We start from the raw sequence: 16,760 nt of genomic DNA, 5'->3' as shown, positions 1-16,760 counted from the left end.
CCAACGGGTACCGGCCGCGCATGAAGAGCCCGTGCATCAGCGTCTGCCGGTTCGACGGCCGCACCGGCTGGTGCGTCGCGTGCGGGCGCACGCTGCCCGAGTGCCGCGAATGGAAGAAGGCGCCGCGCCCCCGCCTGCTGGCGATCCGCAAGGCGCTGCCGGCGCGGCTGGCCAAGCTCGACGCGCGCGGCGTGCGGGTTGCCGAGGAAGAGGCATGATCGAGTTTTCCGCGCTTTGGCTGATCTTCGTGCTGGGCTTGCGCCATGGCCTCGATCCCGATCATGTCGCGGTGATCGACAATATCGTGTTTCGCACGGTCGAGGTGCGGCCACGGCTGGCGCTGTGGGTCGGCACGCTGTTCGCGCTGGGCCACAGCCTGTCGGTCGCCGCCGTCGCCATCGGGGTATCGTTGGCGGCGGGCGCGTTCGTGCTGCCGGCCCGGACGGCGCCGATGATCGACCTCGCGGTGATCGGCCTTTTGCTGATCGTGGGAACGCTCAACCTGCACGCGCTGCTGACCCAAGCGCGCTACACGCCCGTGGGGTGGCGAAGCGCGCTGGTGCCGAAGCGGCTGCGTACCAGCACCCATCCGCTGGCGGTGGTCGCGATCGGGGCGATCTTCGGGCTGGTGTTCGACACCGCCACGCAAGCCGCGGCCTGGGGTGCCGCGGCAACGGCGAAGGGCGGGACGACCGCCGCGCTGGCGATCGCCGCGACCTTCGCCATCGGCATGATGCTGGCCGATACGCTCGACAGCCAGATCGTCGCCCGGCTGCTGCGTACCCGCGGCCGCGCCACCGCAACCGTGCAGCGCTATCGCCGCGCGGTGGGCTGGCTGGTGGTGGCACTCAGCTTCGGCACCGCCGGCTATGCGCTCGCCGAACTGGCAGGGCTGACCGTCGCCTTGCCGGACGGAGCATTCACCGCGATCGGTGTCGCCGCCGCGGCCACGATCATTCTCCTGCTGCTCGCCAGCCGCTGGCGGGCAACGGCAGGAACGCGCGCCTGAGCGCCCATTACAAGACTTTCCAAGGGGGATTTCGACATGACCATGAAGGTGCGGCACCTGCCGCGCACGGCGCTGCTCGCGCTCGCCGCCACCGCTGCGGCGCCTGCCCTGGCGCAGGGGGCAGCACCCGGCAGCACCGCCGACGAGATCACCGTCACCGGCTGGCGCCTCCGCCAGCTCGACGTGATCGTACCCACCGGCAGCCGGCTCGACCTATCCATCCGCGAAACCCCCGCGACGCTCGACCGGATCGGCGCCGACGAGATGCTGACGCGCGGCTTCCGCACGGTCGAGGAAGCGACCGGCAGCCTGCCCGGCATCATCTCCGGCGGCTCGCCGGGCGATCCGTCGCTCTTCTCGATGCGCGGCTTTACCGGCGAGCAGATCACGATCCTGCACAACGGCCTGTATCTGGGGCCCGCCAACATGATCAACCGGCCGGGCAACAGCTTCAACTTGGCGGGCATCGACGTTCTGAAGGGCCCCGGCTCGGTGCTCTACGGCCAAGGTGCAGTGGGCGGCGCGGTCAACATCGTCAACAAGCGCCCGGACTTTGCGCGCAATAGCAGCCAGGCGCTCGCCGCCTATGGGGACTTCGACACGGTCAGCCTCGGCCTCGGCGGCAACCGCGTGCTGAGCGACACGCTCGCCGCGCGGGTCGATGCCAGCTATCACCGCTCGAACGGCTTTGTCGACGATACCGGCCCGCATTCGTTCAACGTGACGGGCGGGCTGCGCTACCGTTCGTCGAGCACGCTTTCGGTCGAGCTCAGCGTCGACTATCTGCGCGATCGGCTGTCGACCTATTACGGCACCCCGCTCCTCCCCGCCGGCGCGGCGACGGATCCGATCCCCGGCATCCTCACCAGCGCGAGCGGCGCAATGGTCGATCGCCGCACCCGCTTCGTCAACTACAACGTCGCGGACAGCCGAGCGAACAGCTGGCAGGTCTGGCCGCGGCTTGCCGTCACCTGGTCGCCCTCCGACACGGTGACGCTGGCCAACACCGCCTATTATTTCCACGCCGACCGCCAGTGGATCAACGCGGAGAACTACACCTACAATCCCGGCACCGGGCGGATCGATCGCGACCGCTTCTTCGTCTTCCACCGGCAGGATCTGGTGGGCGACCAGGGCAGCGCGACCTTCCGCCACCACCTCGCCGGGCTGTCGAACAAGCTGGTGGTCGGCTTCGACTATAGCCATCTCGATTTCGTCCGCAGCCGCGGCTTCCCGGACGGAGACAGCGTCGACCTGCTGCGGCCGGTGCGCGGCAGCTTCGGCCCGCTCGACCGCCGGGTGAGCCCTACCCGCTGGGACCAGATCGCGCTGTTCGCCGAGGATGCGCTGGACCTGACGGCCAGGCTCAAGCTCGTCACCGGCCTGCGCACCGAGCGGCTGTTCCTGACGCGCGAGAATTTCAACCTCGACGGCAGCTTCGCCGCGGGCTCGAGCTTCCGCCGCGTCTACAAGCCGTTCAACTGGCGCGCCGGCCTCGTCTACGATCTGACGCCGGCGGTGACGGCCTATGCGTCGTACAGCACCGGCCAGGATCCGGTCGGCGCGAACCTCTTTCTGGTCAATGCCGGCCAGAACTTCGCGCTGTCCAATTCCCGCCAGGTCGAAGCGGGGGTGAAGGCATCGCTGCTCGGCGGCCGCGGATCGCTGACGCTGGCGGCCTATGACATCGAACGCCGCAACATCCTGACCCAGGTCGCGATCGACACGGTGAGCAATATCGGCCGCCAGCGTTCGCGCGGCCTCGAGCTTTCGGGCGAGGCGCGGCTGACGCCGCACTGGGCGGTCACCGCCAGCGGCACCTATGTCGATGCCCGTTACGGCAACTTCGTCGATCCCAATTACGGCGTCGCGGCATCGGGCAACCGGCCGCCGAACGTGCCCGACTGGACGGCCAATGTCTGGACCAGCGTCCAGAAGATCGCGGGGCTGCCGCTCGAAGCGGGCGGCGGGGTGAAGTTCGTCGGCGAGCGGTTCGGCAACACTGCCAACACGCTCGTGCTGCGCCCCTATGCGACCGGCATCGTCTATGCGACCTGGGCGCTCACCCCGCGCCTGTCGCTGACCGGGCGGGTCAACAACGTCTGGAACAAGAGCTTCGTGCAATGGGCCGACATCTACTACCCCGCGCAGGTGATGCTGGGGGAACCACGCCGTGCCGAGGTGAGCCTGCTTGCCCGCTTCTGATGCGCACCTGTCGCGGCGCCTGCTGGCGGTGCTGGTCTGGTTCCACCGGTGGCTCGGTGTCGCCACCTGCCTGATCTTCGCCGCCTGGTTCGCCAGCGGCGCGGTGATGCTGTTCCAGCCCTTTCCGGCGCTGCCGCATGCCGCACAAATGGCGCTGCAGGCGCCGATCGCACCGCACGCGGACTTGGTCCCACCAGTACGGGCCGCAGCCGCGCTTCCCGGCGCGGAGACGCTGCGACTGGTCCAGCGCGCCGGACGCCCGGCCTATGTCGTAGAAGGCGGCGGCGTCCTACAGGCCATCGATGCGAGGACGGGTGCGATTCTCCCACCGCTCTCGACCGCGCAGGCACTTGCCGAGGCGCGCCGGATCTTCGGCACTGGAGCCAGCGCCACCGGGCCGTTCGCCTATGATCAATGGGTGGTGCACAACCGGTTCGATCCGGCCCGCCCTTTCTACCGCCTCGATGCGAAAGACGCAGCGGGCACACAGCTCTATCTGTCGGCACGCTCGGGCGAGCTGCTCCAGCGTACCCGCCGCAGCGCACGGGCATGGAACTGGCCGGGGGCGGTGCTGCACTGGGTCTATGTGACGCCGCTGCGCAAGGACTGGCGCGCCTGGGATGCCAGCATCTGGTGGCTGTCGCTGGTCTGCATGCTGGTCGCGATCGCGGGCATGGTCCTGGGTATCGTGCGCATGCTCGCGGCACGGCGCCTCCATCCGCCGCGCCTGACCTTCTTCCGCCGCCGCTGGCTGCGCTGGCATCACCTGCTCGGACTCGGCGCGGGCGTGTTCGTGCTCGGCTGGATTGTCAGCGGCTGGCTGTCGATGGACCATGGGCGGCTGTTCTCGCGCGGGACGCCCACCACCGCGCAGGCGCAGGCCTATGCCGGTTGCCCGCTGGCGGATGTGCTCCGGCAGGTGGACGCCACGCGACTGGCCGCCGGTGCGCCGTCCGAGATCAGCGTGACCCCACTGGCCTGCCGCGCGATCCTGACGCGCTCGGCCGCGAACGGCACCGTCGAACGCGTCGACGGTGCGGGACGCCGGATCGACGACGCAGCGATGCGCGCGCTGGTGCTGCGTGCGGTCGCCGCCAGCTGGCCGCAGGCTTCGGCGGCCCACGTTCTGCCGGTCGATCCCGATGCGACCTATGCGCTGGCCGAAGGCTGGCCACGCTCGGCCTGGCGGATCCCATCGGGCGCCCCGGCCGCGCCGGACCTGTATGTCGACGGCAATAGCGGCCGCCTGCTGACGGTGATGGACTCCAGCCGCGCCGCCTATGCCTGGGTTTATTATGCGCTGCACACCGGCAACGTGCCCGGCCTGACGACACGGCCCGCGCTGCGCCGCCTCCTGCTCCTGCTCCCGCTGGCGGCGGGGTTCCTGTTCAGCATCACCGGCGTGGTGCTCGGCTGGCGACGCGTGCGAGTCAGCGCGTCTCGATCGTGAGATGGGCGAGTTCGTGGACGGGCGCCAGGCGCCGGCGGACCAGCGCCGTGTCCGAAACGCCGGTGACGCTGACGATCGCCGCCCGCGCCTCGGGGCCGACGCGCCAGACGTGCAGATCTACGATGCGGGCATCGCCCGGCGCCTCGACCAGCGCGCGCACTTCTTCCGCGACATGGTCGTCGGTCGCGTCGAGCAACATGGCGGCGGTGTCGCGCAACAGGCTCCACGACCAGCACGCGATGACCACGGCGCCCACCAGCCCCACCGCCGCATCCATCCACGACCAGCCGAGATAGCGCCCCGCCAGCAGCGCCGCGATGGCGAGGATCGAGGTCAGCGCATCGGCCAGCACATGCACATAGGCGGCCCGCAGATTATTGTCGTGATTGTGACCGTGATGGTCATGGCCATGGGCGTGCCCGTGATCATGGTGGTGATGGTGGTGATGCCCGCCGCTCAGCAGCAGCGCGCTGGCGAGATTGACCAGCAACCCCAGCACCGCGATCCAGGTCGCCGTGCCGAAATCGACATGCATGGGCTGGAACAGCCGCCAGGCGGACTCGCCGGCGATCCCGGCAGCGACGAGCCCCAGCACAGCGCCGAGGCGAAGCCCGCGAGATCGCCGACCTTGCCGGTGCCGAAGCTGAACCGCCCGCTCGCGGCATGGCGCCGGGCAAAGGCATAGGCCCCCGCCGCGACCGCCAGCGCACCCGCATGCGTCGCCATATGGAAGCCGTCCGCGAGCAGCGCCATCGAGCCCGTCGCATAGCCCGCGGCGATCTCGCCCACCATCATGCCGGCGGTGACCAGGACCACCCACTGCATACGCCGCGCGTTCGCGTCGTGCGCGGCGCCCAGGAAATCATGGCTATGGTTCAGCGCGGCAGCGTCAGAGGCCGTCAGCATGGCAGCATCCTATTTGGAGTAGCGGCGGATCACCGCCAGCAGATCGGCAGCGCCCTGGGCACGCGCCTCGTCGGTCAGCCCCGCCCCGGCGACATGCGCTTCGAGATGCTCGGCGATGATTTCGTCGACCAGCCCGTTCACCGCGCCCCGCACGGCCGCCACCAGATGGAGCACCTTGCCGCAGGGTGCGCCTGCAACGAGTTCGCGCTCCACGGCGGCAACCTGTCCGGCAATCCGGCGGACGCGCGCGATCAGTTCGGGACTGGCATCGGTCAAGTGACTCATAGGGGTACCCCCTACCCCTATATTTATGCCGTCCGCAAGGGGCCGAACGCCCCCTGTCCCCACGCGCCAAAGCAGTGGACGTTGCGGCCCATCTTCCTATGCTTGCCCCACGAGACAAACGGAGCCTTCCCCTGAAACATCTGGCCTATCCTCTCGCCGGGGCGCTCGCCCTCGCTGCCCTGCCTGCGGTTGCGCAGACGCGCTACGATCCCGCTACGGCTTTCGCGCCGCTCGCGCTGCCCAGCCCGGCGAATACGGTTCGCGGTGCGAACGGCCTGCCGGGGCCCGGCTATTGGCAGAACCGATCGGACTACCAGATCCACGCGACGCTCGATCCGGCCGCCAAGCGTGTCAGCGGGACGGCGACGATCACCTACACCAACAACAGCCCGGATCGGCTCGACAGTCTGTGGCTCCAGCTCGACCAGAATCTCTACCGGCCGGGCTCGCGCGGGGCGATGGCGAGCGGACGCGTGCCCGGCGGCACCACCGACGGCATGGTGATCGAGGCGGTCGAGCTGCTGTCCGGCGGCAAGACGATCGCGGTTACGCCGCTGATTTCGGATACGCGCATGCAGGTGTCGCTGCCGACGGCCTTGCCCTCGCATGGCAAGATCAGCCTGCGCATCCGCTACCATTTCACCATTCCCGGCGAATGGGGCGGCCGCATGGCCTGGGGCAAGGCCCGCGACGGCGAGGTCTACAACATCGCGCAATGGTATCCCCGCATGGCCGTCTATGACGATCTGCGCGGCTGGGATCCGCTCCCCTATCTCGCCCAGGAATTCTACCTCGACTATGGCGATTTCGACTATTGGGTGACGCTGCCCGCCGGCATGATCGTGGCGGGATCGGGCGAGTTGCAGAACCCGCAGGACGTGCTCACCGCCACCCAGCGTGCACGGCTCGCCAAGGCGCGGACCAGCGATGCGACGGTCGAAGTGATCGCACGGGGCGAGATCGGCACCCCGGCCTCCCGCCCCCGGCAGGACGGCACGCTCACCTGGCACTTCCGCATGGAGAACAGCCGCGACGTCGCCTTTGCCGCCTCGTCCGCCTTCGCCTGGGATGCGGCGCGAATGAACCTGCCCGGCGGCAAGACGGGATTGGCCATGTCGGTCTACCCGGCGGAGAGCCAGGGCCGCGACAAATGGGGCCGCTCGACCGAATATCTGAAGCATGCGGTCGAGGAGTTCTCGCGCCGCTGGTATCCCTATCCCTGGCCCAATGCGGTCAACGTCGCCGGCATCGCGACGGGCATGGAATATCCCGGCATCGTGTTCGACGGGATCGAGGATAGCGGCAACGAGCTGTTCTGGATCACCGCACACGAGATCGGCCATAGCTGGTTCCCGATGATCGTCGGCTTCGACGAGCGGCGGGACGCCTGGATGGACGAGGGCTTCAACACCTTCATCGACGTCTACGAATCCGATGCCTTCAACCACGGCGAATATGGGCCCAAGCGCGACAGCGAATATGCCGAGGGCGGCGGCAATCCGGTGGACGAGATCCTGCCGGTCCTCGCCGATCCCTATGCCCCGCCGATCCTCTCGCGCGCCGATACGGTGACCGAGAAATACCGGCACGCGGTGACCTATTTCAAATCGGCGCTCGGCCTCACCCTGCTGCGCGAGCAGATCCTCGGGCCGGAGCGGTTCGATCCGGCCTTCCGCCGGTTCATCGCCGCCTGGACGTTCAAGCATCCCAAGCCCGCCGACTTCTTCCGCGCGATGGAGGATGCCAGCGGCGAGGACCTGAGCTGGTGGTGGCGCGGCTGGTATGTCCACAACTGGACGCTCGACCAGGCGGTCACCCGGATCGGCCCGGCACGGCAGGGCGAAGGCTCGCTGGTGACGGTGGAGAACCGCGATCCGATGGTGATGCCGGCGACGCTGCGCGTCAGCTTTGCCGACGGCTCGAAGCGCGACGTCGCGCTACCGGTCGAAACCTGGATCCGCACCGCCAGCACCGATGTGTACGTGCCCGGACCACAGCGGGTCGTGCGCGCGGAAATCGATCCTGACCACAAGCTGCCCGACCGCGACCGGAGCAACAACGTGGCACGATGATATCGGGGCGGCCGCCGTCAGGCCCAGCCGCCCCCGATCACGCCGCCGGGGACGCCGGGCGCCGGGATCTGCTCCACCAATCCCTGCAGCCCGAAGCGATCGAGCCCGATCGTCATCAGCGACAGCGTGCCGCGCAGCTGATCCGCGGTGATGTCGCGGGTGATGAACACCATGCGCGTGCGGCGGTCCTCGGAGGGCCAGTCGTCCAGCTCCACCGGCGGGTGGAACAGATGCTGCACCCCGTGCACCACCACCGGCCTGGGATGATCGCGCAAGTGCACGATTCCCTTCACGCGAAGGATGTCCGCGCCCTTCAGGCTGGTCAGGATGTCGATCCAGCGCTCGAACGCCTCGGCACGCAGCGGCGCATCGAAGGTCAGGCAGGTCGCGCGGATGCGATCGTCATGGCGGTTCACGTCGTGATGGTGATGGTGGTGGTGGTCACCATGCCCGTGCCCGTGCCCGTGTGCGGCGTCATAGGCCTCCGCCTGCAGCCAGCGCTGCACGTCGAGGCTCTTGGTCTCCGGATTGTACAGGCCGGCATCGAACAGCCGGTCGGCCTCGATCACGCCGTGCAGCACCGGCACGATCGGCGCCGCCGGGTTGATCGCGCGCAGCCGCGCCTCGATCTCGCGCCGCGCGTCGCTGGACAGGAGATCGATCTTGGTGAGCACGATGCGATCGGCGACCGCGGCCTGGCGCACCGCTTCTTCCTGGCTGTCGAGCGTCGCCATGCCGTTGAACGCGTCCACCGTGGTGATCACGCCGTCCAGCCGGTAGAGCGTGCGCAGCTGCGGATCGGTCATCAGCGTGTGCAGGATCGGTGCCGGGTCGGCGAGGCCGGTCGTCTCGATGACGACGCGATCGAACCAGCAGCGGCCTTCGCGCGCGAACCGCCAGGGCGCATCGCGCAGCGTGGCGCGCAGGTCGCCGCGGATGGTGCAGCACAGGCAGCCGCCCATCATCTCGACGACCATGTCCTCGTTGGACCGCGCGATCAGATCATGGTCGAGGCCGACCGCGCCGAACTCGTTGATGATCACCAGCGCGCGGCGCAGCTCCGGCATCCGCACCAGATGATTGAGCAGCGTCGTCTTGCCGCTGCCGAGGAACCCGGTGAGCACGCTGATCGGGATCAGCGCCTGTTCGCCCGCCATCACGCCGCTCATTCCGGCAGGCTCGGCGCGGGAGCCGGATCGATCGCGAGCAGCAGGCGCGTCTCCCCCGTATCGCCGATCGGCGGCGAGCGATGGAGGATCGCCAACGCCTCCGTCGCCAGCCGGCCCTTGAAGATCGCGACGTCACCCGTGCGCATCTGGCGGATCGGCGTGTCGGGGCCGGCGTCGCCGTGAATCCACTGCGTGCCCGTTCCCATCAGGGTGGTAAGCAGCCGCGCCGTCACATGGTCTGCATGGAATTTGTGGCAGGCGTCGGTCTCGATCACCTCGAGCCGGATGGCGAGCGCGTCGATCTGCTGGACCGCGGCGAAACGGCGGGCGTGGTCGATCATTTCCCCTGCGAGCGCGTCGCCGCGGGCGCCCGCCGGGTATCCGGCTTCCGCCAGCCCCTCGGCGACGTCCGCCTCCAGCGCCTCCAGCGTCGTCGTGAAATCCAGGTCGTCGATCTTCGACCAGTCGAGCTGCGGCAGCCAGGCGAGTGCCAGGGGCAGCGGTCGGTTCCAGATCGCGAGGTGTACCTCCGGGCGCACCACGGCTTCGAGCACGCCGGGATCGCCGCGCTCCAGCGCCACGGCCGGTGCAGCCGTGCGTTGCCCCGCAGCGGCGATCATAGCGACACCTCGCCTGGCGCGGCATTGGAGAGACACTGGTTGCGCAGAAACGGCGCCTTCAAACAACGCTTGGTCGCGCGGCCTGGGCCGGCAGAGTCGATGGAAACCAACCGACGATCCTTGAACTGAGGATATGATGTATCATCTCTATCCGTAAAATGGATGAGGCTCAAGCCGCAGCGCGGCGGGAAGGCAGGAATGGTGCAGGACGAACGACGTGCAGCGGCGGGGTGGCAAGGGAGGCTCGATGGGCTCGGCATCTGCGCCTCGGCGCTGTGCCTGCTGCATTGCCTCGTGCTGCCGCTGCTGCTCGCCGCGCTCCCCGCGCTGGCGGCGCGGTTGGGGCCGCACGACAGCCTGCACTGGCTGGTACTGGCGATTGCGCTCCCCACCGGAGCGATCGCGCTCGGCGGCGGCTGGCGCCGTCACCGCGCAGCCGCGCCCTTGATCCTGGGGGTAATCGGGCTGGCGTCGCTCGCCGCCGGCGTGGCGCTGCCGATGCGGGAATTGTTCGAAACCGGGCTCACCGTCGCCGGCAGCCTGCTCCTCGCCGGCGCGCACCTCGCGAACTGGCGACGGCGTGCCGGTCCGCTCGCGTGGCGCCGCCGTTGCGATCTGGCGTGCTGACGCTCGGGCTACCGACAAATAAATGTAATAGAATATTGTCACATGGACCTCGCCACGCCACAGGGCGAGGACCGGAGACATGATGATGCACGATGACGAGACCCTCGCCCCCGAACGGGCTGCCGCCCCCGACGCCGTCGCGAATCCCGAGCGGCGCGCGCTGCTCGGCGCGGTCGGCATGGCCGGGGTATTGGCGGCCGCGCCGTCCGAAGCGGCCGGGCGCGGCACGGGACGACTGACCGAGATCGAGACCGTCGTGGTGATCTACGCCGAGAACCGCAGTTTCAACAATCTCTTCGCCGGCTTCCCCGGTCTCGCCGACCCGCTCGCGGCAGCGCCCCCGGCCCGCACCGCCCAGCGCGATCGCGACGGATCGGTGCTGAAGGCGCTGCCCAAGATCTGGGAAGGCATGGTACCCGACGAGCAGGTGGTCGAGCATCGCCGCTACAAGATCGGCCCGGACGATCTGCCGCCGCTCGCCAACGCGCCCTTCGCGCTGGCGACGCAGGAAGGCGATCCGCTGCCGCACGGCGTGGTGACGCGCGACCTGGTCCACGCCTTTTACCAGAACCAGCTGCAGATCAACGGCGGCCGCAACGACGGCTTCGTCGCCTGGGGCGACAGCGGCGCGCTGGTGATGGGCCATTATGGCGAGGCCTCGGCGAAACTCCGCCTCTGGCAGATCGCGCGCGAGTTCACGCTGTGCGACCGTTTCTTCATGGGGGCGTTCGGCGGTTCCTATCTCAACCACCAATATCTCGTCGCCGCCCGCCCGCCTTTCTATCCCGATGCGGACAAGAGCCCGGCGCGCGGCCGCATCGCGCAGGTGGAGGGCAACGACACGACCGGCATACGTCTAAAGCTGAAGCCGAGCTCGCCCAAAAGCGCGCTGGACGGGCCGCCCGATTTCGTCCCCAGTTCGCTCACCCCGGATTTCTGGTCGGTCAACACGATGCTGCCGCCCTATGCGCCGACCTACCAGCTCGATCCCGAGCGGCCGGGCTATGCCGACTGGAGCGACGCCAAGACGATGGTCCCCCAGCGCCACGCGACGATCGGCGACGTGCTTTCCGCCAAGGGCGTGTCCTGGGCCTGGTATGCCGGCGGCTGGGCCGCCGCGCTGGCGGGCCACGCGAACGACGGCAGCTTCCCCAGCCGCCCCAACTTCCAGCCCCATCACCAGCCGCTCAACTATTTCGCGCAGTTCGCGCCCGGCACGGCGGCGCGCGCCAAGCATCTGCGCGACGCCGGCGAAGGCGAGACGCCGCGCACCAACCACTTCCTCGCCGACGCGGCGGCCGGCACGCTCCCTGCGGTGAGCTTCTACAAACCGCAGGGCAACCTCAACATGCATGCCGGCTATTCGGACGTCGAGGCCGGCGACCAGCATATCGCGGTGGTGGTCGATGCGCTGCGCCGCAGCCCGCAATGGCACAAGATGCTGGTCGTCATCACCTTCGACGAGAATGGCGGCTGGTGGGACCATGTGCCTCCGCCCAAGGGCGATCGCTGGGGCCCGGGCACCCGCATCCCGGCGGTGATCGTCTCCCCCTTCGCCAAGCGCGGCCATGTCGACCACACCGTCTACGATACCGGCTCGATCGCGCGCTTCCTCACGCGGCGCTTCGGCCTGCCCCCGCTGCCCGGCCTGGTGGAACGCGAGCGCGCGATGGTCGCCGCAGGCGGGCCGGCGCCGGGCGACCTCACCGGCGCGCTTACGATCGGCTGAGCGTCTCGGGCGACGCGAACCGCGGCGCACGGTCGAAGTCCGCCTTGCCGAACGGTCGATCGTGGAAAAGATAGTCGTAGTAGAAGGCCCGCAGCCGCGCGTGGAAGGCGCGGATGCGGTCCTGATAGGCGAGCTGGGCGGCCAGGTCGGTATCCGCCAGCCGCGTCAACAGCGCCTGCACGCCCACCGAGGGCAGCAGCCAGCCCAGCGCCCTGCCCGCCGCATCGCGCCGCTCCAGCCCGGCACGATAGGCGCGGACCCGCGAAGCGACAGCTTCGTCGCCATTCTGGTGGAAGGCGAAATACCATTTGTAGTGGAACTGCGACCCCAGCGGCGGCGAATCCGCCCATTCGGGATGCGCGGCATAGAAGCGCCGCATCGTCGCTTCGCGCGGGATGTCCCAGGCGCGGTTGACCGCATCGCGCTGCGCGAGCGCGATCTCGGCTCCCTGGTCGACCGGGACCGTTTGGTTGATCAGCACGTTGGCGAGCGTCGGCACGATCAGCACCAGCACCAGCCACGCCGCCGCCAGCGTCGCGGCATTGGCGACCGAGCTCCAGCGCAGCCGGCCCACCAGCGCCGCCAGCGCGACCCAGAACAGCAGATAGGCCGCGATCACCACGAGCACGAGCAGGATGGCGGGCGCGCCCACGCCTTCCACAACGGCAGCGACGACGAAGGGCAGCGCGAGCGTCGCCCAGAGCAGCCCCAGCCGCAGCGCGGTCCGCCGCCGCCAAAGTGCCGCGCCGCCCCGGGGCAGCGCCTCCAGCGTGCGCTGGCGCCCGGCCTCGCGCTCGCCCGAGACGAGATCGTGGAACAGCGCGATCACGAACAGCGGCGAGAGGAAGACGAGGACGAAGGCGAAGTCGAACCGGCCGGGCAGCGCCAGCTCCGGATTGAAGGTGTCGCCGTCATAGATCTGCGCTTCCAGCCCCAGCGCCCGCACCCGCAGGATGTACGGTGCCACGTCGCGCATCCCCAAAGCGGCGAAGGCGAGCGGCGCGGGGGGATCCCAGGTCGCGTGGAAGCTGTAATAGGCGGCGCTGCCGGCATCCTTCTTCTGATCGACCCAGGCGGCGATCGCGCCGATATCCTCCGCCTGCGCGGCGGGGATCGCCGCGATGGCGGCGCGCTGGCGCGCGACTTCGGCCATGCCCGCGGCGAGCGCAGCCACGGTGAGGAGGCCGAGCAGCGCGAGCGACAACAGGGTAAGCCGCTGGCGAAGCAGCAGCCGGACTTCGTGCAGGAACAGGGTCATCGAAAGGCTCCCAGGCGCCGGGTCGCCAGCGCGAGCAGCAGGCCGACGACGGCCAGCCAGGCGAGCAGCACGGCCAGCCCGGGCAGCGCTGCCTTGGCGAGCGCGGTGCCGCTCGGCGCGACGAAGGTGAAATCGGGCATGGCCTGCCAGTTGGCGGCCGAGACGCGCTTGCGGCGATCGGCACCCGCATCCTCGGCGGTATCGTCGCTGTAGCGCACCTTCTCCGCCTGCATCGCGTTCAGCCGCTGGACCAGCGCGTAGCGATAGGCTTCGGCCTGTTCGAGGAACCTTCGGTGCCCCGCAAAATCGGTACCCGCGGCCGCCATGGACAGCGAGCGGATCGCGATGGCCGGGCTGAGCACCGCGGCGGTTTCGACGATGGCGTTCTGGCGTGCCTGCGCGGCGTAGCTCTGGCCGGCATAGCGATCGAAGAGCGCCGTGGTCAGCCGCTCGCCCTCCACGCCGAGCAGCCCCTTGTAGTTGACCGGCAGGTCCTCGACGCGGGTCACGCCGTAGCGCGCGAGTACCGCGTGCTTGAACTTGGCGAAATGCGGATCGTCGGGATTGTGGCTGTCGCCCATCCGGCGGAGGTCGCGGGCGATGGCGACATCGGTCTGGAGGCGGTTCTGCAGCGGCACCGCCGCGCTGGCGACATCGGGGGCAACGCGCGGCAGCAGCACCACCGCGATCGCCCAGAGCGCGACGAGCGATAGCAGCGCGTCACGGCTGCGGCGGACCAGCGCCGAGACAAGCAGGATCAGCACCACCCACAGCGCCAGATAGACGCAATATCCCAGCGCGATCACCAGCATCGGCAGCGCCAGCGCGCCCGGCTGGCCGGCAATCAGTGCGAAGCCCAGCAGCGCCGGCAGCGCCGCGAGGATCGCCACGGTGGCGAGCGCGAGCAGCTTGCCGGCAACGATCTGCCGCCGCGTCACGCCCTGCAGCATCAGCAGCCGCATCGTGCCGCGTTCGGTCTCCCGCGCGAGGGCACCATAGCCGAGAAAAACCAGCAGCAGCGGCGCCACCACCTGCAGCACGAACGCCGGGGTGAGCTGGCCGAAGCGGACGAGCAGCGAGCTCTGCCGGACATCGCCGAAATTGGCGGTGTTCTGCCGGTGCCCCTCCAGGAACATGCTGTTGCCGGTGAACACGTCGACGCCGGGGTCGAACGCCGCCAGCGGCCCCAGCGGGCGGAAGATGAAATGGCCGTAATGCACCACCCGGTGCGGGTGCCGGTCCGGCTGGGCGTGGAACGCATCCTCGGCCGCCTGGGCATGCCGCGCGCGCAGCTCGGCCATGCCGCGCTGGTGCGACCAGCTGCTCGCCACCGCCACCAGCGTCAGCAGCACCAGCAGCGCAAAGGCGATCATCGCGACGCGGTTGCGCAGCATCAGCCGCAGCTCGTCGCGGGCGATCAGGCGAACGACCTTCATGCCGCAGCCTGCGCTTCGCCGGCCTGGAAGCGGGCGTGGAGCGCGCGGACATCGAAGCGATCCGGTCCTTCCGCCAGCACTTCGTGACGGACGCGGCCGGCCTCCAGAAAGGCGATGCGGTCCGCCACGTCGGCGGCGGAGAGCAGGTCGTGCGTGACCATCAGCACCGCGGTCCCCCGATCGCGCACCTGCAACACCAGCGCGTTGAAGTCCGCCGTGGCGCGCGGGTCGAGCCCCGAGGTCGGCTCGTCGAGCAGCAGCACCGGCACCGCGCGCAGCAGCGCCACCGCGATCGCCACCTTCTGGCGCATGCCCTTGGAGAAGCCGTCGAGCCGCTGGTGCCAGGCGCGTTCCTGCAGCCCGGCGGCGGCCAGCGCGTCGGTGATCGCCCCGCGCGGCTGACGTTGGCCGGACAGCGCCAGCAGATAGTCGGCATTCTCTACCGCCGTCAGATGCTCGTAGAGCGCCACATTTTCCGGCAGATAGGCGATCCGGCGGCGCGCGCCGTCCGGGTCGGTGCCGGGATCGATCCCGCAAACCGCGGCCCGGCCCGCATCGCCGCGCGCAAAGCCCAGCAGAACCGAGAGCGTCGTCGACTTGCCCGCGCCGTTGCCGCCAAGCAGCGCCGTGATGCTACCGGCCGCGACGGCGAGCGATAGCGCGTCGAGCACCCGGTGCGGGCCATAGCTGAGGGTCAGTTGATCGAGCAGGATCGGCGGTTCGACAGCGGTCACGGGGCTTCCTCGGCTTCGGGAGGTAGATGATCGGAACATGAATGCGACGTTATACCGTCCCTTTGCCGCCGAAGTCGTTGCTTGGCTAGACGAAGATTCGTCCCGCAAACATTTTTCACGATGGGAGGGACGGCCGCAGCGACATGAACCGTCATGCCGGTCGGCGGCCATGGGCATAGTCGCGGCGCCGACCGCCGTCCCGCACGACGCTGTTGCCGCGTCGCATGGGGATGCAGCCGCCGCCTGCGCTCGTCCGCCATGCCTTGTGCGGATGCACGCGCGCGGCGATGAAGCGGCATGGCTCCCGAACCGACGCTTCGTCTCGACTGGGATGATCTCAAGCTGTTCGTCGAGATCGCCCGCACCGGCACGCTGACCGCAGCCGCCGAGCGCCTGCGGCTCAGCCAGCCCACCGCCGGCCGGCGGCTGCGCGGCCTGGAGGAAGCCATCGGCGCGGCGCTGTTCCAGCGCACGCCTGCCGGCTTCCGCCTGACCGACGAGGGCGAGGCGATGCTCGTGCATGCCGAGCAGATGGCGGAGGAGGCGGTTGCCCTGCAGCGCAAGCTGATCGGCGGCGCGCGCGGACTGGAAGGGGTGCTGCGGCTCTCCACCTCGGACTGGGTTTCGTCGCGGGTACTGGCGGCGCCGCTGGCCGGCTTCGCGATCGAGCATCCCGGGCTGGTGGTGGAAGTGCTGGCCGACTCCCGGCTCTATGATCTCCAGCGGCGCGAGGCCGATCTGGTACTGCGCTTCGTGCCCTTCTCCGGCAGCGACATCGTCCAGCGCCGCTTCCTGCGCATTCGCTATGCGTTATATGCCGCCCCCGCCTATCTGGAGCGCTGCGGCGATCCGCGCGCGAGCGGGGACGGCAACGGCCATCGGCTCGTGACGATGAACAGCGCGCTCGATCAGCTGCCCGACGTCGCCTGGCTGCGGGGCCGCTGGCCCGCCGCCCTGCCCGCCTTCCGCAGCAACAATCGCGAGGCGCAGGGTGCTGCCTGCGTCGCCGGCGCCGGGCTGGCAGTACTGCCCCGCGTGATCGGCGATCAGTTGCCGCTCGCCCGCCTGGAGAGCGAGGCGCCGCCGCCGCGCGACCTGTGGCTCGGCTATCACCAGGATCTGCGGCGGTTGCGACGGCTTCGAACGCTCGTCGATATGCTCGTCGCCGCATTGCCGCCCGAACTCTGAACGGCATGCGTCACCGCATGGAGGTCGTGCGGAACTGGGCGTGGCAAACCGCATTCGCATGGGCAATCTGAA

The 16,760-nt window shown here is 69.4% G+C and carries 14 protein-coding genes and 1 pseudogene; 8 read left to right on the top strand and 7 right to left on the bottom strand.

From position 1 onward, the window contains the following. The first annotated feature begins 20 nt into the window (after window positions 1–20). Genes GGR89_RS07760 through GGR89_RS07745 form a run of 4 tightly spaced genes read left to right on the top strand, consistent with a single transcriptional unit; the run spans window position 21 to window position 4,664 of the window. Window positions 21–218, top strand: coding sequence for a DUF1289 domain-containing protein (locus tag GGR89_RS07760; RefSeq protein WP_125974332.1), 198 nt, complete (start codon window positions 21–23; stop codon window positions 216–218). Further along, window positions 215–1,009: a HoxN/HupN/NixA family nickel/cobalt transporter gene (locus GGR89_RS07755; RefSeq protein WP_125974334.1), complete on the top strand. Its 795-nt coding sequence runs from the start codon at window positions 215–217 to the stop codon at window positions 1,007–1,009. The genes GGR89_RS07760 and GGR89_RS07755 overlap by 4 nt, the downstream gene beginning before the upstream one ends. A 36-nt stretch (window positions 1,010–1,045) precedes the next feature. Continuing rightward, a complete protein-coding gene (locus GGR89_RS07750; RefSeq protein ID WP_125974336.1) occupies window positions 1,046–3,214 on the top strand; it encodes a TonB-dependent receptor in 2,169 nt (722 codons plus the stop codon). Beyond that, a complete protein-coding gene (locus GGR89_RS07745; RefSeq protein WP_241217873.1) occupies window positions 3,201–4,664 on the top strand; it encodes a PepSY domain-containing protein in 1,464 nt (487 codons plus the stop codon). The genes GGR89_RS07750 and GGR89_RS07745 overlap by 14 nt, the downstream gene beginning before the upstream one ends. On the opposite strand, the pseudogene dmeF reads toward GGR89_RS07745, so the two are convergent. Further along, window positions 4,645–5,570: pseudogene (gene dmeF / locus GGR89_RS07740) on the bottom strand (CDF family Co(II)/Ni(II) efflux transporter DmeF). The gene GGR89_RS07745 and the pseudogene dmeF overlap by 20 nt on opposite strands. A 9-nt stretch (window positions 5,571–5,579) precedes the next feature. Then, window positions 5,580–5,855, bottom strand: coding sequence for a metal/formaldehyde-sensitive transcriptional repressor (locus GGR89_RS07735; RefSeq protein WP_010543460.1), 276 nt, complete (start codon window positions 5,853–5,855; stop codon window positions 5,580–5,582). 98 nt (window positions 5,856–5,953) lie between these two features. Between GGR89_RS07735 and GGR89_RS07730 the strand changes: the two genes are divergently transcribed. After that, window positions 5,954–7,927 (top strand): M1 family metallopeptidase, encoded by a 1,974-nt coding sequence (locus GGR89_RS07730; RefSeq protein WP_245201605.1) that lies wholly within the window; start codon window positions 5,954–5,956, stop codon window positions 7,925–7,927. Window positions 7,928–7,944: 17 nt separating this feature from the next. On the opposite strand, the gene GGR89_RS07725 is transcribed toward GGR89_RS07730, so the two are convergent. After that, entirely contained in the window at window positions 7,945–9,096 is a 1,152-nt protein-coding gene (locus tag GGR89_RS07725; protein WP_125974338.1) for a CobW family GTP-binding protein, read from the bottom strand. Next, window positions 9,093–9,716, bottom strand: coding sequence for a DUF1826 domain-containing protein (locus GGR89_RS07720; protein WP_125974340.1), 624 nt, complete (start codon window positions 9,714–9,716; stop codon window positions 9,093–9,095). Before GGR89_RS07720 ends, GGR89_RS07725 begins: the two co-directional genes overlap by 4 nt. A gap of 198 nt (window positions 9,717–9,914) precedes the next feature. Here GGR89_RS07720 and GGR89_RS07715 point away from each other — a divergent pair, with 198 nt between their 5' ends. Beyond that, a complete protein-coding gene (locus GGR89_RS07715; RefSeq protein WP_125974505.1) occupies window positions 9,915–10,343 on the top strand; it encodes a MerC domain-containing protein in 429 nt (142 codons plus the stop codon). 79 nt (window positions 10,344–10,422) lie between these two features. Then, window positions 10,423–12,072, top strand: a complete 1,650-nt coding sequence (gene acpA / locus GGR89_RS07710) for an acid phosphatase (RefSeq protein WP_241217876.1) — start codon at window positions 10,423–10,425, stop codon at window positions 12,070–12,072. Here acpA and GGR89_RS07705 read toward each other — a convergent pair. Genes GGR89_RS07705 through GGR89_RS07695 form a run of 3 tightly spaced genes read right to left on the bottom strand, consistent with a single transcriptional unit; the run spans window position 12,059 to window position 15,539 of the window. Beyond that, a complete protein-coding gene (locus GGR89_RS07705; protein WP_125974342.1) occupies window positions 12,059–13,330 on the bottom strand; it encodes a DUF3526 domain-containing protein in 1,272 nt (423 codons plus the stop codon). The two genes, acpA and GGR89_RS07705, sit on opposite strands and share 14 nt — an antisense overlap. After that, window positions 13,327–14,766, bottom strand: coding sequence for an ABC transporter permease (locus GGR89_RS07700; protein ID WP_125974344.1), 1,440 nt, complete (start codon window positions 14,764–14,766; stop codon window positions 13,327–13,329). The genes GGR89_RS07705 and GGR89_RS07700 overlap by 4 nt, the downstream gene beginning before the upstream one ends. Continuing rightward, complete coding sequence (locus GGR89_RS07695) at window positions 14,763–15,539, bottom strand: ABC transporter ATP-binding protein (protein WP_125974346.1); 777 nt, start codon at window positions 15,537–15,539, stop codon at window positions 14,763–14,765. The genes GGR89_RS07700 and GGR89_RS07695 overlap by 4 nt, the downstream gene beginning before the upstream one ends. 258 nt (window positions 15,540–15,797) lie before the next feature. Between GGR89_RS07695 and GGR89_RS07690 the strand changes: the two genes are divergently transcribed. Beyond that, the gene (locus tag GGR89_RS07690) at window positions 15,798–16,688 is read left to right on the top strand and encodes a LysR family transcriptional regulator (protein ID WP_125974348.1); all 891 of its coding nucleotides are present in this window, start codon (window positions 15,798–15,800) and stop codon (window positions 16,686–16,688) included. The last annotated feature ends 72 nt before the right edge of the window (window positions 16,689–16,760 follow it).

The sequence above is a fragment of the Sphingomonas trueperi genome (genome assembly GCF_011927635.1).
GTDB lineage: Bacteria > Pseudomonadota > Alphaproteobacteria > Sphingomonadales > Sphingomonadaceae > Sphingomonas > Sphingomonas trueperi.
The sequence above is the reverse complement of the archived record's forward strand: the minus strand, read 5'-3'. Positions and strand labels throughout refer to the sequence as shown.

What these genes read in the sequence shown, in the direction of transcription:
- GGR89_RS07735 (WP_010543460.1), bottom strand. Translation starts at nt 5,855, where the DNA reads ATGAGTCACTTGACCGATGCCAGTCCCGAACTGATCGCGCGCGTCCGC.
- GGR89_RS07690 (WP_125974348.1), top strand. Translation starts at nt 15,798, where the DNA reads ATGGCTCCCGAACCGACGCTTCGTCTCGACTGGGATGATCTCAAGCTG.
- GGR89_RS07700 (WP_125974344.1), bottom strand. Translation starts at nt 14,766, where the DNA reads ATGAAGGTCGTTCGCCTGATCGCCCGCGACGAGCTGCGGCTGATGCTG.
- GGR89_RS07750 (WP_125974336.1), top strand. Translation starts at nt 1,046, where the DNA reads ATGACCATGAAGGTGCGGCACCTGCCGCGCACGGCGCTGCTCGCGCTC.
- GGR89_RS07695 (WP_125974346.1), bottom strand. Translation starts at nt 15,539, where the DNA reads ATGTTCCGATCATCTACCTCCCGAAGCCGAGGAAGCCCCGTGACCGCT.
- GGR89_RS07755 (WP_125974334.1), top strand. Translation starts at nt 215, where the DNA reads ATGATCGAGTTTTCCGCGCTTTGGCTGATCTTCGTGCTGGGCTTGCGC.
- GGR89_RS07730 (WP_245201605.1), top strand. Translation starts at nt 5,954, where the DNA reads ATGCTTGCCCCACGAGACAAACGGAGCCTTCCCCTGAAACATCTGGCC.
- GGR89_RS07720 (WP_125974340.1), bottom strand. Translation starts at nt 9,716, where the DNA reads ATGATCGCCGCTGCGGGGCAACGCACGGCTGCACCGGCCGTGGCGCTG.
- GGR89_RS07760 (WP_125974332.1), top strand. Translation starts at nt 21, where the DNA reads ATGAAGAGCCCGTGCATCAGCGTCTGCCGGTTCGACGGCCGCACCGGC.
- acpA (WP_241217876.1), top strand. Translation starts at nt 10,423, where the DNA reads ATGATGATGCACGATGACGAGACCCTCGCCCCCGAACGGGCTGCCGCC.
- GGR89_RS07705 (WP_125974342.1), bottom strand. Translation starts at nt 13,330, where the DNA reads ATGACCCTGTTCCTGCACGAAGTCCGGCTGCTGCTTCGCCAGCGGCTT.
- GGR89_RS07715 (WP_125974505.1), top strand. Translation starts at nt 9,915, where the DNA reads ATGGTGCAGGACGAACGACGTGCAGCGGCGGGGTGGCAAGGGAGGCTC.
- GGR89_RS07725 (WP_125974338.1), bottom strand. Translation starts at nt 9,096, where the DNA reads ATGAGCGGCGTGATGGCGGGCGAACAGGCGCTGATCCCGATCAGCGTG.